Consider the following 15,197-nt stretch of genomic DNA (forward strand, 5'->3'; position numbering starts at 1 on the left):
ATCAATTGACTAACTAGTTGGCGAACAGCCCCGCCACCGCCACGCGGCGCGGCAAGCCGTCAAAATCAGCCCGCACCAGCACGGCCGAACGGGCTTCGATATAGGCGCGCATGCCCGGCTCGGCCAGCAGCGGCTGCAGCTGGCGCAATGAAGCAATCAGCTGCGGCGTCAGCCGGTCCAGCAGCGGCCGCACATCGCGTCCGAGGTCGGGAGCGTCGCTGAACTTGCCGGCGCCTTGCTGCCGCCACTGCGCATGCAGGCCAAGCTGCAAGGCCTTGCTGGCGTCGAACTGGGCCTGGAAGAAGCTCCGCACGAAACGCGCATCCAAGTCGCCGGCTTGCGCTGTCACGGCGTCCAGGATCAGTTGCTCGCGCGGCGGGTCGTTGATGGCGCCGCCGGAATTCCATTTAGCCTTGGCAACCATGGGAGCGGCATCCAGGCGCTGGTCGATCAGCTGCAGCAGGTGATCGGCGGCCGCGGCATCGGCTGGATTCGGCGCCGGCGGCAGGCTTTGACAGGCCGCCAACAGCAGCAAGAATGACAGGCAGGCAAGGAACTTGCCGTGAAACTTCCAAACAATGACTCTCATATTTCCTTTTTCAACATTCAAAAACATAATTTTCACACAACATTCGAGCACATCGAAAGCGGGTTTAGCTAAACTGAACGTACACTATCGACTTCGTATTCTATAAAGCCTTACATGCTGTCAACACTAAAACTCATCGCCGCCGATCCCAACACTGACGATATAGGTCATCTGGCAGCCTTGATCGAGACCCTGCGTCCGCGCAAACCTGAACAGGCGGCGGAAGCTGCCGAAAATGTGCGGATACTGGCACAGCTCCTGCAGGGCGAACCGGACCAGGCGAGCGCCTTGCGCCATTATGTACTACGACTGTTTTCGACCCGGCGCCAGATCAGCCTGTATACCGACACCGGCATCTTGCCCAACGCCGGCTTTTTCACCGAACTGTTCCAGCGCCTGTCGTTTCGCATGCTGCCGCCGGCGCTGGATGAAAATTACCTGCGCGACTGCCTGGACCGCCTGCTGCCGGCCGAAACCGACTATCTCTGGATCAACGCCGTCCCCAGCGAGGACTGGCTCAGCCTGTTCGACCTGCTGAGCCAGGCCGCGCCCTACACCGACGCCGACAACAATGCCGCCAGCGACGCCATCGAGCGCCATAAGACCGTCGGCGAATTGCTGGAAGCGATCCAGACCTTGTCTTACCGCATCAGCGCCATGGGCCTGGAGCCGGCGCTGCTCAGGCTGTATCCCAGCATCGACGAATTCGAATCCCCGTTCCTGATGCAGAATGTCGAACTGCATCTGTACCTGAACAGTTACCGCCAGCACCTGGCTGCCGCCGATTCGGCCGTGCCTCTGGCCGAATTGCCGCCGCTGGAAGATGCCCGCCACCTGTCGGTGATGCTGGACCAGTGCGACACCATCGTCCTCAAGATCCGCAAGAACGCGCTGCGCATGGGCAGCAGCGTCTCGCTCACCTACCTGCTGGTGCGGCTGGAGCAAAGCATCGCCCGCCTGCGCAAGCTGCTTAACCTGGTCGACGTCGGCGAAGTCAGCATCAGCGCGCCGAATACCGAAAAGCCGGAAGGTCCGGTACCGCGCGATGAAGCGGAAGCACAGGCCAGCGCGAAACTCGCGGCCAAGCGCAACCAAGCGCTGGCGTTGGGACGGGAGCTGATCGAAGGACATAACCGCAAGTACGCGGTGCGCGAACTGTTCGCCGACAATATCAACCTGCTGGCGCGCAACGTCACCGAAAACGCCAGCCGCACCGGCGAGCACTATATCGCCGAAGACCGCGGCGAGTACGGCGCCATGTTCCGCTCCGCCGCCGGCGCCGGCTTCATCATCGGCTTCATGTCGCTGCTCAAAATCCTGGCCTCCTACCTGCGCGCGGCGCCGCTGGTGGAAGCCTTCCTGTTCAGCGTGAATTACTCCGCCGGCTTCATGCTGATCCACGTGCTGCATTTCACGGTCGCCACCAAGCAGCCGGCCATGACCGCCTCGCGCATCGCCTCCGGCCTGCACAGCCGGGATGGCCGCAATATCGACATCGACAGCCTGGTGGAACTGATCGTCAAGGTGCTGCGCACCCAGTTCATCGCCGTCGCCGGCAACCTGATGCTGGCCTTCCCGGTGGCCTACCTGATCGCGCTCGGCTACCATGCGCTGTTCGGCCACCACCTGGTGAACCCGGACAAGGCGGCCCACCTGCTGCACGACATCGATCCGTTCGCCAGCCTGGCGCTGTTCCACGCGGCGATCGCCGGCGTCTGCCTGTTCCTGGCCGGCCTGATTTCCGGCTACTACGACAACAAGGCGCTCTACACCCATATGGCGCAGCGGGTGGCGCGCGCGCACTGGCTGGGCAAGCTGATGGGCCAGCCGCGCCTGGCCAGGCTCGGCGAATACCTGGAGCGCAACCTGGGCGGCCTGATGGGGAATTTCTACTTCGGCATCCTGCTCGGCACCATCGGCACCATCGGCTTCATGCTTGGCTTGCCTATCGATATCCGCCACATCACGTTTTCGGCGACCAACTTCGCCACGGCGCTGGTCGGCCTCGATAATCACATGAGCTGGCGTACAGCGATCGCTTCCGTGCTCGGCGTGCTTGGCATTGGCACCGTCAACCTGTGGGTCAGCTTTTCGCTGGCGCTGTTCGTCGCCTTGCGCGCGCGCCAGGTGCATTTCCGCCATGGCTGGACCCTGGCCAAGGCGGTGTTCTCGCGCTTTTTGAAAGGTCCCAAGGATTTCTTCATTCCGCCAAAGAGAATGCCCATCCCGGAGGACAGCGAGAAAAGCCCCAACGCCTGAGGATGTACCCGGACCAGCCGGTCCGGTCCGCGGCATCCGAACGGATGCATGCAAAAAGCGAGGCAACAAGGTAGTATCCGAACGGCAATAACGATGAATACGCCGCGAGAGATGAATTTACATGCTGAATGATCTGCCCTGGCTGCGCCCTTTCCGGTTTTGTGCGATCGTGCTGCTGTGCCTCCTGGCCGCAGCCTGCTCGACCCTGCCCGACGTCAGCAAGCTTAGCGCTTCGCTGCCGCCGCTCGCCACGCCGGCTGCTGGCCGCGCCATTGGCCCGGCGCGCCTGGACGCGCTGGCGGCGATGGAAGAAGCGGTCACCGGCAGTCCGCTCGTCAAGGGCAACAAGGTCAGCCTGCTGTTCGACGGCCCGCAGACCATGACGGCCATGATCGCTGCCATCGGCCAGGCCAGGAGCACCATCAATTTTGAAACTTATATTTTCGATCAGGACCAGCTCGGCCAGCGCTTTGCCGACATCTTGATTGAGAAGCAGCGCGCCGGCGTGCAGGTCAACATCATCTATGACAGCGTCGGCAGCATAGGCGCCCCGGCCGAATTCTTTGAGCGCATGCGCGCCGCCGGCATCCGCCTGGTCGAATTCAATCCGGTCAATCCCTTGAAACGCTTCGGCCGCTGGCAGCTGAACCATCGCGACCATCGCAAGATCCTGGTGGTGGACGGCAAGATCGGCTTCACCGGCGGCGTCAATATCAGCGCGGCGTATGCCAACAGCTCGCTGTTCCGGTCACGTCTGCGGAGCAGCGCCGGCCCGGTCGGCTGGCGCGATACCCATGTGCAGATAGAAGGCCCGGCGGTGGCCTCGCTGCAATTGCTGTTCCTGCAAACCTGGAGCAGCCAGCATGCGGAGGATTTGCCGGACCTGGATTATTTTCCCAAGCTGGAACAGGCCGGCGACAAGACCGTGCACGTGCTGGGCAGCCAGCCGGACGGCGACTACAGCTTGTATAAAGCCTATATCCTGGCGATACAGCAGGCGCGCAACAGCATCCACATTACCACGCCCTACTTCGCGCCCGACCGCCAGCTGGCCGACGCGCTGATCGCCGCCGCCAGACGCGGCGTCGATGTCAGCCTGATCCTGCCCAGCGTGACCGACAGCGGCCTGGTGCTGCACGCCGGCCAGTCCTTCTATACCCAGCTGCTGAGCGCCGGCATCCGCATCTACCAGTTGCAGGTCTCGGTGCTGCACGCCAAGACCGCGGTCATCGACGGCAGCTGGTCCACGGTCGGTTCCGCCAACATGGATATCCGCAGCTTCCTGCACAACTACGAAGCCAACGTGATTGTCATCGACGATCAGTTCGGCCACGAGATGGAAAGAGCCTTCCGCGAGGACGTGCGCGGCTCGCAGCAAATCACGCTGGAACAATGGCGGCAGCGGCCGTTTTCCGATCGGGTCAAGGAATGGGCGGCGCGCTCGCTGGGCTACTGGCTGTAGATAGACTTAGACGCAGCTCAGGCGCGATGCGCAGCGGCCCATGCCAGCATCGCGTCCATGAAACGGCGCAACACAGGTTGGACCCGGGCGGCCCGTTGCGGGTCGAAGGCAAACGGCAGCTGCTCTTCCATATAAGTGATTTGCGCCTGCTCCAGCTGGACCGCATGGATGTTGTCCTGCGGCTTGCCGTAATGGCGCGTGATATGGCCGCCCTTGAAACGCCCGTTCAAGGCATGGCTATAGCCGTCTGCCTGGGCCGCAACCTGCAGCAGCTGCTGCTCCAGTTCCGGCGCACAGGAAGCGCCTGAGGCGGTGCCCAGGTTCAGGTCCGGCAGCCGTCCCTCGAAAAAGCGCGGCACCACCGAAGCGATGGAATGCGCATCCCACAGCATGGCGATGCCGTGCTCGGCGCGCATGCGCTGCAGTTCCTGCTCCAGCTGCTGATGATAAGGCTGCCAGTAGAGTTCGACGCGGCGCTGTATTTCCGCGTCGCCGGGATTCTTGCCTGACTGGTACAAGGGTTCCTTGTGGAAGGTGTCGACCGGACACAGGCCGGTCGTATCCTGGCCGGGATAGAGATTGACGTTGTCGCGCGGGCGGTTGAGATCGATCACATAGCGCGAATGGGTGGCCACCAGCACCGAGGCGCCGAGTTCCTGCAGGAAGCTGTAGAGCTGCGGCAGGTGCCAGTCGGTGTCGGCGATATCGAGCGCCGGCGCGCTCATGCCGGCCCGGATATCGTCAGGAATATGCTCCCCCGCATGCGGCATCGAGACCAGCAGCGGCAGGTTGCCGCGATGAAACAGGAATTTTTCCATGATTGAACTCGGTAGGATTTCTCAGGTTAAGCCAACAATCTCTTCATGCTGCCCGCATAAGCAGCAAGGCTGGCGTCTTGCAGGCGATGCTTGCGGTCATTGATGACCCAATGGCCGCCCACCATGACATCCCGCACCGGCGTTTGCCCGTGATGGGAAAACACGAAACTGTCCAGCAGCTGGTCGCCATGCTTGCCTTCCAGGTCCGCATGCTGCTGGTCCAGCACCAGCAGGTCTGCGCGCTGCCCCACCTGCAGCCCCGCCACCTGGCGGCCGCTGGCGGCAGCGCCGCCGTGCAAGGCCTTGCGGTACAAATACGAACCGACCGAAGCGCCCTGGTCGTCGGCCAGCACATTGCGCTGGCGATGCTGCAGCCGTTGGCTGTACTCAAAAAGGCGCAATTCTTCGCTCAGGCTGGTGCTGATATGGCTATCGGAGCCGACACCCCAGGCGCCATGCGCAGCCGCATACTCGACGCCATTGAAAATGCCGTCGCCCAGGTTGGCCTCGGTAGTCGGGCAAATGCCGGCGACAGCACCGCTACGCGCCATTCCAAGGGTTTCCGCCGCCGTCATGTGGGTGGCGTGCACCAGGCACCAGTGGCGATCGACTTCCACATTGTCCAGCAGCCAGGCCACCGGCGGCGCGCCCAGGGCGGCGCTGCAATCCTCGACTTCCTTGCGCTGCTCGGCGATGTGGATGTGCACCGGCGCCTGCGCGTCCCATTGCCTGAGCTCAGCCAGCAGCTGCTGCAATGACTGCGGCGACACCGCGCGCAGGGAATGCGGCGCAACGCCGTAGCGCAAGCCGGCATGCTGCGGATGGTCGGCCTGCAGCCGCTGCAGGGCCGCCATCATCCATTGCGGCGAATTGATGAAACGCGCCTGTCCGGCATGCGGCGCCTGGGCGCCGAAGCCGCTGTGCTGGTACATCACCGGCAGCAAGGTCAGGCCGATGCCGGCTTCTTGCGCGGCCTCAATCAGGCACGCCAGGTTTTCGGTCGGATTGGCGTACGGCTTGCCGTCGCGGTCGTGATGCAGGTAGTGGAATTCGCACACCGAGGTATAGCCGGCCTGCAGCATTTCTATATACAGCTGCAGCGCCACCGCCTTCAGGTCGGCCGGCGCCAGCTTGCCCGCAAACTGGTACATCAAGGTGCGCCAGCTCCAGAAACTGTCGCTCGGATCGGAGCGGTATTCGGTGAGTCCCGCCATGGCGCGCTGGAACGCATGCGAGTGCAGGTTGACGATGCCGGGCAATACCGTGGCGGCGGCGCGCGGCGCCAGCGCCAGGGTTTCGGCGTCAGGGCGCACCGCGGTGAGTATGCCCTGCTCGTCCCACTCCAGCAGGACGTTGCTGCGCCAGCCGTCCGGCAGCAAGGCGCGGTCGGCGATCAATTCTCTGATGACGGGTTTCATGGATAGGCTCCTTGATCTATTCCCTGCGGCGCGGCCGGACTGAAGCGGCCTCCGCGAACGATGGTGTGACACGGATTCAGTCCCGACCAGTAGGCCAGTTCGGCCAGCGACGCCACGTCCCACAGCACAAAGTCGGCGCTGCGCCCAGCCGCCAGCAAGCCGTGCCGGCCGGCCTGGCCCAGCGCCAGCGCGGCATGGCTGGTGACGCCCAGCAAGGCTTCCGCCGTGGTCATGCGGAACAGCGTGCATGCCATGTTCAGCATCAGCAGCAAGGATGCGGTCGGCGAAGTGCCGGGGTTGCTGTCGGTGGAAATAGCCATCGGTATGCCATGGCGGCGCAGCAGTTCCAGCGGCGGCTGTTTGGTTTCGCGGATGAAGTAATAGGCGCCGGGCAGCAGCACGGCCACAGTCCCGCTTTCCTTCATCGCCAGCACATCGGCTTCGCTCAGGTGTTCCAGGTGGTCCGCCGACAAGGCCTTGAAGCGCGCCGCCAGCTGGGTGGCGCCGATATTCGAGAGCTGGTCGGCATGCATTTTCACCGGCAGCCCGAGCCTGGCGGCGGCTGCGAACACGCGTTCGCTCTGCGCCACTGAAAAGCCGATATTTTCGCAAAATACGTCGACCGCATCGACCAGGCCTTCCGCATGCAGGGCCGGCAGCATTTCTTCGCACACCAGCGTGATGTAGTCGTCGGCGCGGCCCTGGTATTCCGGCGGCAAGGCATGGGCGCCGAGGAAGGTGGTGTAGACCGTGACCGGATAATGCTCGCCGAGGCAGCGCGCCACGCGCAGCATCTTGCGCTCGCTGGCCAGGTCCAGGCCATAGCCGGATTTGATTTCAACCGTGGTGACGCCTTCCGCCAGCAAGGCTTCCAGACGCCGTGCGGATTGCAGGAACAGGCTGTCCTCGTCTGCCGCCCGCGTCGCCCGCACGGTCGAGACGATGCCGCCGCCGCTGCGCGCAATTTCCTCATAGCTGGCGCCTGCCAGCCGCAAGGCAAATTCATCGGCGCGGTTGCCGCCATACACCAGATGGGTGTGGCAATCGATCAGGCCGGGCGTGATCCAGCGCTTGCCAGCGTCGTGCCGCGCCAGGTTTTCGTTGCTGTATGCAGCCGGCAATTCGGCCGCCTTGCCGAGCCAGGCAATCAAACCGCCGCGCACTACCATGGCGCCGTCCAGGATGACTTGCGCCGGATCGCCGGCGGGTGCGATCCTGGCGTTGGTCCAGATGCCATCGGCTTGCTCGTATTGACTATGCGCCATGCTGTTTTCCTATTGCACTATTTCAGATTGACGTTGACGCCGATCAGGACGCTGCCGGCGCTCAGGGAACGCAGCGCCATCTTGCCCGGCCGATCATCCCATGCCAGGCTCTGGCGCGGCGCCAGGGTGGCGTGCTCGCCGTCCTGCGTCAGCACATCCCAGCGGCCTTGCACGCAAAACAGCAGGTTGCAGCCCTGCTCCAGGTCCTGGTCGACAGACCACACCTGCACCTCGCCGGCGGCCGCGCCGCGCCTCAGCATCAGGTTGAAATCCCGGCAGGCGCCGCCCTCCAGCTGTGCGTCGATCTTGTCTTCGCCGCGAAATCGGTGCGGCTGCAGGTGCGACAGCAACACGTGATTGCCGCTGTCTGACACCAGGTCCATGCCATCGCCTTCCAGCAAGGTGATGACCCGGTCGACGCCGGCGAAGCTGGAAAAGGCGCCTGACTGGCTGACGTCGGCGATGCTCACGCGCCACAAAAAATTATCGAACGACGCTCCCGGCGGCTGGCAATACAGCTCACGGGTCACGCCGCCGCCGTTTTTCCACGGCGTGGCCGGCAAGTCTTCAAACTCAATCAGTTTCATTGGCTCGCTCTACAAACTCATTGACACATTCCGGGCCGGATGAAAACTGCCGACCCAGCCCGGCTCTTGCTTAACGGCTGTACAACTCGGCAAACAAGCTCTTGCAGCTATCGCTCACCGCGCCTTGCAGCACCAGCTGCTTGGCGGCTTCGATATCCGGCGCGAAGAAACGGTCCTTGTCGTAAAACGTTACCTCCTGGCGCAAACGCTGGTGCACCTGGGCCAGCATCGGCGAGGTGGTCAGCGGCTGATGGCAGTCGACGCCCTGTGCTGCCGCCAGCAATTCAATCGCCACGATGGCAGCCGTATTGTGCGCCATTTCATGCAGGCGGCGGCCGGCGAAAGTCGCCATGCTGACGTGGTCTTCCTGGTTGGCGGAAGTCGGCAGGCTGTCGACGCTGGCCGGATGCGCCAGCGCCTTATTCTCGGACGCCAGCGCGGCTGCCGTCACGTGCGCGATCATGAAGCCGGAATTGAGGCCGGAAGACTGCACCAGGAACGGCGGCAGGCCGGACAGCGAAGAATCGATCAGCAGCGCGATGCGGCGCTCCGACAAGGCGCCGATCTCGGCAATCGCCAGCGCCAGGGTATCGGCCGCGAAGGCGACCGGCTCGGCGTGGAAATTGCCGCCGGAGATGACCTCATCGCGCTCGGCATAGATCAGTGGATTGTCGGTCACGGCATTGGCTTCGATCAGCAGGGTGCGCGCGGCGTTGCTGATGATGTCGACGCAGGCGCCCATCACCTGCGGCTGGCAGCGCAGGCTGTACGGGTCTTGCACGCGCTCGTCGTTGACCAGGTGCGATTGCCGGATCGCGCTGCCGCTCAGCAGCTGGCGATAGATCTTGGCGGTGGCGATCTGGCCCGGCTGGCCGCGCACTTCATGCACGCGCGGATCGAACGGGGCATCGCTGCCGCGCGCCGCGTCGACTGCCAGCGCGCCGGTGACGGTAGCTGCTTCCAGCACGCGCTCGGCCAGGAACAGGCCGTTCAGGGTCAGCGCGGTCGACACCTGGGTGCCGTTGATCAGCGCCAGGCCTTCCTTGGCCGCCAGCACGATAGGCGCGATGCCGGCCTTGGCCAGCGCTTCCTTGGCGTCGACCAGCTTGCCGTCGACGCGCACCTGGCCTTCGCCCAGGATCGCCAGCGTCATGTGCGACAGCGGCGCCAGGTCGCCCGAGGCGCCGACAGAGCCCTTGACCGGGATGCAAGGCATGATGCCGGCATTGTAGATCGCCAGCAAGGTGTCGATGACTTGCGCGCGGATGCCGGAAAAACCGCGCGCCAGGCTGGCGATTTTCATGGCCAGGATCAGACGCACAGCGCCGTCGTCGATGAGGTCGCCCGTGCCCACCGAATGCGAGAGGATCAGGTTACGCTGCAGCAGTTCCAGCTGTTCGTCCGGAATGCGGGTCTTGGCCAGCTTGCCGAAACCGGTATTGATGCCGTAGGCGGCATCGCCGCGCTCGACGATACGCGCCACGGTAGCGGCGGAGGCATTGATGGCATCGTAAGCGGATGGCGGCAAGGCCAGCGGCACGGCCGCGGCCCAGATGCTGCGGATCTCTGCCAGCGTCATTTTTCCTGGTTGCAGAGTCAACGATGTTTTCATATTCATTTCTTTCAGATTAGCGTATTGCAGAAGTCGATTTTATGGCAAAGCCAGTCACTTGATCATCGGCAGGTTCAGGTTGTGGCGCTTGGCGCATTCGATCGCCGCTTCATAGCCCGCATCGGCATGGCGCATGACGCCGGACGCGCAATCGTTGACCAGCACGCGCGCCAGGCGCTTGGCGGCGGCATCGGTGCCGTCGGCCACGATCACCATGCCGGAGTGCTGCGAATAGCCCATGCCGACGCCGCCGCCGTGATGCAGCGAGACCCAGGTGGCGCCGCCGGAGGTGTTCAGCAAAGCGTTCAGCAGCGGCCAGTCGGAGACCGCATCGGTGCCGTCCTTCATGCTTTCGGTTTCGCGGTTCGGGCTGGCGACCGAGCCGGTGTCGAGGTGATCGCGGCCGATCACGATCGGCGCCTTCAGTTCGCCGGTGCGCACCATTTCATTGAAAGCGAGGCCGGCGATATGGCGCTCGCCCAGGCCCAGCCAGCAAATCCGCGCCGGCAGGCCCTGGAAGGAAATGCGCTCGCGCGCCATGTCCAGCCAGCGGTGCACGTGCTTGTTGTGCGGGAACAGTTCCTTGATCTTGGCGTCGGTCTTGTAGATATCTTCCGGATCGCCGGACAGTGCGACCCAGCGGAACGGCCCCTTGCCTTCGCAGAACAGCGGCCGGATGTAGGCCGGCACAAAACCGGGGAAATCGAAGGCGTTCTTGACGCCCTGGTCGAACGCCACCTGGCGGATGTTGTTGCCGTAGTCGACGGTCTTGATGCTCATCGCGTGGAAGTCCAGCATCGCCTGCACATGCTGGGCGCAGGACTGCGCGGCATCGGCAGTCAGGCGCGCCTGTTGCGACGGATCGTTTTGCGCCGCCACCCATTGCTCGACGCTCCAGCCGATCGGCAGGTAGCCGTTGATCAGGTCATGCGCCGAGGTCTGGTCGGTCACCAGGTCGGGCTTGATGCCGCCGGCCTTGGCGCGCTTGACCAGTTCCGGCAGCACTTCCGCGGCATTGCCGAGCAGGCCGATGGAAATCGCTTCCTTGCGTTCGGTGTGGTATTTGATCAGGTCAAGCGCATCGTCCAGGTTCTTGGCCTGCTTGTCGAGATAGCGCGTGCGCAGGCGGAAATCGATGCTGGACTGCTTGCACTCGATGGTCAGCGAGGCCGCACCGGCCAGGGTCGCCGCCAGCGGCTGCGCGCCGCCCATGCCGCCGAGGCCGGCGGTCAGGATCCAGCGCCCGGAGAGATCGCCGCCGAAATGCTGGCGGCCGGCTTCGGCAAAGGTTTCAAACGTGCCCTGGACGATGCCCTGGCTGCCGATGTAGATCCAGCTGCCGGCGGTCATCTGGCCGTACATGAACAAACCCTTGCGGTCGAGTTCGTTGAAGTGTTCCCAGTTGGCCCATTTCGGCACCAGGTTGGAATTGGCCAGCAAGACGCGCGGCGCGTCGGCATGGGTCTGGAACACGCCGACCGGCTTGCCGGACTGGATCAGCAGGGTTTCGTTGTCGTTCAGGTTGGTCAGGGCTTCGACGATCTTGTCGAAGCAGGCCCAGTCGCGCGCCGCCCGGCCGATGCCGCCATACACCACCAGGTCGTTCGGCCGTTCGGCCACTTCCGGGTCGAGGTTGTTCATCAGCATGCGCAGCGGCGCTTCGGTCAGCCAGCTCTTGGCAGTCAATGCAGTGCCGCGGGCGGCGCGGATAGTGCGGCTAGGGTCGCGCCGTGGATCGGCGTTGGCGATATTGTTTGTAGTCATGCTGGCTCATCTCCTTAAAAGTATCGGTGCGCCGATTTGCTATCCTGACCGCCCGAAAATAAACAACAAGTTGTATAGTCCAGTAAAATATAATGCCTATACAACTTAGTCAATCGAATTTATGCATAGTCCTTAGATATTTTTCGCTATCCCGAATGAGCCGCTATCCCTTACCCTGTGAAAAAAGGTGTTGACTTCAAGTCCACTTGAACTTCCATACTTGCCTGGTCGGCAACTGCGCTGGTAACTGAGTTAGTATCCGTGATGAATTTTATTGAGTAGGAGCCAGCATATGCATGGCGCAATAGCAAAAAAAGCAATTCCCGCATTCCAGCAGGTAAAAGACCACGTGCAGCAGCAGATCCGCAGCGGCGAATGGAAGCCGGGCGACCTGATTCCATCCGAGCGCGAACTGATGGTGCAGTTCAACCTGTCGCGCATGACCGTCAACCGCGCCCTGCGCGAATTGACCGACAACCAGCTGCTGGTTCGGATCCAGGGCTCCGGCACCTATGTGGCGCCTGGAAAATACCAGTCTACACTGGTGGAAATCCGCAGTATCGATGACGAACTTGTTGCCCGCGGCCACCGCTACCGCAGCCAGGTGCTGACGCTGGAAGCGAGCGCCACGCCGGTGGCGCTGAAAGCGCTGGGACTGGATGCCGGACCGGCGTTCCACTCGGTGATCGTGCATTTCGCCGACGACATCCCGATCCAGCTGGAAGACCGCTACACCAATCCGCGACTGTTTCCCGACTACCTGCGGCAGGATTTCCACCTGGTGACGCCGAACCACTACATGGTGCAGATCGCGCCGCTCGACCGCGCCGAATACAGCATCGAATCGAAGATGCCGGAGGCGGCGATGCGCAAGCAGCTGCAGATGGAAGCCGGCGAACCCTGCCTGCTGCTGTCGCGCCGCACCTGGGTGGGCGACACCGTGGCGACCGCGGTGACGCTGTGGCACCCCGGCTCAAGGTATCAGTTTACCGGCGGCTTCTAATACAAGGCGGACCGCGTGGCGTCGGCGCCTGGCGCCGATTGCGGCTGCGCACGCCCATTTCAACTTATCAGCATCACTCTGGACAGACTCAACCATGTCGCCTGCACCTACCGCTATCAACACCGACCCGCCTCCGGCCAGCTGGGCCGACCTGCTGTCGGGACGCAACGCCCTGCGCTCCCTGACGCTGGCCGGCGGCATCGGCATGCATGCCACCAACGTCTATATCGTCACCACCATCCTGCCGTCGGTAGTGAAAGATATCGGCGGCCTGGAATACTATGCCTGGGCCACCTCGCTGTTCGTGGTGGCTTCCATCATCGCCGCCGGCCTGGCTTCGCGCCTGACGGAATGGCTGGGCTACCGCGCCGCCTGCCTGCTGGCCTTGCTGGTGTTTTCCATCGGCTCGGCCGGCTGCGCGCTGGCGCCGCACATGGTGTGGCTGCTGCTGGCGCGCACTATCCAGGGCTTCGGCGGCGGCGTGCTGGTGGCGCTGTCCTATGCCATGATCCGGGTAGTGTTCGCACCGCCGCTATGGTCGCGCGCGATGGCGTTGATGTCGGGCATGTGGGGCATATCCACCCTGTCCGGCCCGGCTATCGGCGGCATGTTTGCCCAGGCCGGCAGCTGGCGCGGCGCCTTCTGGTCGCTGTTGCCGGCGGCTGTCGTACTCGCGCTGCTGGTGCAGTTCACGCTGAAAATTCCGGCGGAAACGCGTTCGGAAGACAAGCCGGGCAGCGTTCCCATCGCCAAGATATTGCTGCTGGCGGCTGCGGTGCTGTCGGTGTCGGCGGCCAGCCTGTTCCGCAGCACCGCAATGAATATCGGCGGCATCGTCTTTGGCATTGCCTTGATCGGCCTGATCGCCTGGCTGGAGCGACGTGGCGGCACGCGCTTGCTGCCCAGCGGCGCATTTTCCCTGCGCAGCCGCATCGGCGCCCTGTACGCCACCATGATACTGATGATCCTGGGACTGACCACGGAAATCTACGTGCCGTATTTCCTGCAGGTGATCCAGGGCCACTCGCCGCTGCTGGCCGGCTACCTGACCGGCATCATGTCCTGCGGCTGGACCCTGGCGGCCCTGCTGTTCTCCAGCTACAGCGGCGCCCGCGCGCAATTCGTCATGAAGGCCGGACCGCTGGTGGTGATCGCCGCATTGCTGGCCTTGGCCTCCATGCTGCCGTCGACCGCCGCGCTGGACAGCTACGGCCTGCTGCCGCTGTGCATCGCACTGATACTGGTCGGCTTCGGCATCGGCATGGGCATGCCGCATCTGATGGCCAGCATATTGAGCAGCGCGCATCCCGACGAAGGCAGCCTGGCCGCGTATTCGCTGACCACGGTGCAACTGTTTGCGACCGCCATCGGCGCCGCCCTCGCGGGCATGGCGACTTCGCTGGCCGGCCTGGCCGACCCGGGCGGTTTGCCGGGAGCGGCAAATGCGGCACAATGGCTATTCATCTGTTTTGCGGCAGCGCCATTGCTGGCGTTTTTCACGGTGCGCCAGGCCTTGCGCCTGAAGGCGCCGGCAACTGCGACGCCGGGCGCCATCCGCGACGATCAACCCGGCCAGCACAATCAACACGATCGGCCACTACAGGAACCTCTGCCATGAGCAGCACGCCCCCAAAACCAGCGGTCTCGCCGCTCAAGGCCAGCACGGAAACCGTCACCAGCGTGCACAACTGGACCGACAAGCTGTTTTCCTTCCGCACCACGCGCCCGGCCGGCTATCAGTTCACGCCGGGCCAGTTCGCCCGCCTCGGCGTGACGGCCGGTGCAGAAACCCTGTGGCGCGCCTATTCGGTCACCTCAGCCGCCGGTGAAAATGAACTGGAGTATTTCCTGGTGCAAGTGCCTGGCGGCCAGTTCACGGAACAGTTGAAAAGCCTGAAACCTGGCGATCCGGTGATGGTGGAGAAATTCAGCTATGGCTTCATGACGGCCGACCGCTTCGTCGACGGCGAGGATCTGTGGATGCTGGCCACCGGCACCGGACTCGGCCCCTTCATTTCAATCTTGCAGGACCCGATGGTGTGGCAGAAATTCCGCAACCTGATCCTGGTGCATTGCGTGCGCAACGCCGAAGAGCTGGCCTATCAGGAACTGCTGGCATCCTTGCCGCAACGGCCCGAACTGGCCGCCGGCGGCGCCCGCCTGCAACTGATCCGCGCCACCACGCGAGACGCGGCAGCCGCCCCCGGCAACCTGCAGGGACGCATCACTACCCTGCTGAGCAGCGGCGCGCTGGAAGCCGCGGCCGGACTGGCGATCACGGTGGAAGCATCGCGCATCATGATGTGCGGCAATCCGGAAATGATCACCGAAACGCGCGACATCCTGCACCAGCGCGGCTTGCGGCCTTGCCGGCGGGCGGCGCCGGGGCAGTTTGTGACCGAGGATTACTGGTAACTCGA

Annotated in this window: 12 protein-coding genes; 5 read left to right on the forward strand and 7 right to left on the reverse strand. The window is 63.5% G+C overall.

Annotated elements, in window-relative coordinates:
• Positions 1-13: 13 nt before the first annotated feature.
• Positions 14-589 (reverse strand): gamma subclass chorismate mutase AroQ, encoded by a 576-nt coding sequence (aroQ, locus tag KHU30_RS05095; RefSeq protein ID WP_211441513.1) that lies wholly within the window; start codon positions 587-589, stop codon positions 14-16.
• A gap of 114 nt (positions 590-703) precedes the next feature.
• On the opposite strand from aroQ, the gene KHU30_RS05100 reads away from it, so the two are divergent.
• Entirely contained in the window at positions 704-2,848 is a 2,145-nt protein-coding gene (locus KHU30_RS05100) for a site-specific recombinase (protein WP_211441514.1), read from the forward strand.
• A gap of 121 nt (positions 2,849-2,969) precedes the next feature.
• Complete coding sequence (cls, locus tag KHU30_RS05105) at positions 2,970-4,310, forward strand: cardiolipin synthase (protein ID WP_211441515.1); 1,341 nt, start codon at positions 2,970-2,972, stop codon at positions 4,308-4,310.
• Positions 4,311-4,327: 17 nt separating this feature from the next.
• Here the strand turns inward: cls and hutG are convergent, their stop codons facing one another.
• The 6 genes from hutG to hutU form a co-directional block, all read right to left on the reverse strand.
• The gene (gene hutG / locus KHU30_RS05110) at positions 4,328-5,128 is read right to left on the reverse strand and encodes an N-formylglutamate deformylase (RefSeq protein WP_211441516.1); all 801 of its coding nucleotides are present in this window, start codon (positions 5,126-5,128) and stop codon (positions 4,328-4,330) included.
• Between the two features lie 26 nt (positions 5,129-5,154).
• Complete coding sequence (locus KHU30_RS05115; RefSeq protein ID WP_211441517.1) at positions 5,155-6,546, reverse strand: formimidoylglutamate deiminase; 1,392 nt, start codon at positions 6,544-6,546, stop codon at positions 5,155-5,157.
• Positions 6,543-7,811, reverse strand: coding sequence for an imidazolonepropionase (gene hutI, locus KHU30_RS05120; protein WP_211441518.1), 1,269 nt, complete (start codon positions 7,809-7,811; stop codon positions 6,543-6,545). The genes KHU30_RS05115 and hutI overlap by 4 nt, the downstream gene beginning before the upstream one ends.
• 17 nt (positions 7,812-7,828) lie before the next feature.
• Entirely contained in the window at positions 7,829-8,398 is a 570-nt protein-coding gene (locus KHU30_RS05125; RefSeq protein ID WP_211441519.1) for a HutD/Ves family protein, read from the reverse strand.
• Between the two features lie 70 nt (positions 8,399-8,468).
• A complete protein-coding gene (hutH, locus tag KHU30_RS05130; RefSeq protein ID WP_211441520.1) occupies positions 8,469-10,016 on the reverse strand; it encodes a histidine ammonia-lyase in 1,548 nt (515 codons plus the stop codon).
• A 48-nt stretch (positions 10,017-10,064) separates the two neighbouring features.
• Entirely contained in the window at positions 10,065-11,774 is a 1,710-nt protein-coding gene (gene hutU, locus KHU30_RS05135; RefSeq protein WP_211441521.1) for a urocanate hydratase, read from the reverse strand.
• A 292-nt stretch (positions 11,775-12,066) separates the two neighbouring features.
• Here hutU and hutC point away from each other — a divergent pair, with 292 nt between their 5' ends.
• From hutC to KHU30_RS05150, 3 genes are all read left to right on the forward strand, one after another.
• Positions 12,067-12,777, forward strand: a complete 711-nt coding sequence (gene hutC / locus KHU30_RS05140) for a histidine utilization repressor (RefSeq protein WP_211441522.1) — start codon at positions 12,067-12,069, stop codon at positions 12,775-12,777.
• A 94-nt stretch (positions 12,778-12,871) separates the two neighbouring features.
• A complete protein-coding gene (locus KHU30_RS05145) occupies positions 12,872-14,395 on the forward strand; it encodes an MFS transporter (RefSeq protein ID WP_211441523.1) in 1,524 nt (507 codons plus the stop codon).
• Positions 14,392-15,192, forward strand: a complete 801-nt coding sequence (locus tag KHU30_RS05150) for a ferredoxin--NADP reductase (protein WP_211441524.1) — start codon at positions 14,392-14,394, stop codon at positions 15,190-15,192. The genes KHU30_RS05145 and KHU30_RS05150 overlap by 4 nt, the downstream gene beginning before the upstream one ends.
• Positions 15,193-15,197 lie beyond the last annotated feature (5 nt).

It is taken from the genome of Collimonas humicola, assembly GCF_018304945.1.
GTDB lineage: Bacteria > Pseudomonadota > Gammaproteobacteria > Burkholderiales > Burkholderiaceae_D > Collimonas > Collimonas humicola.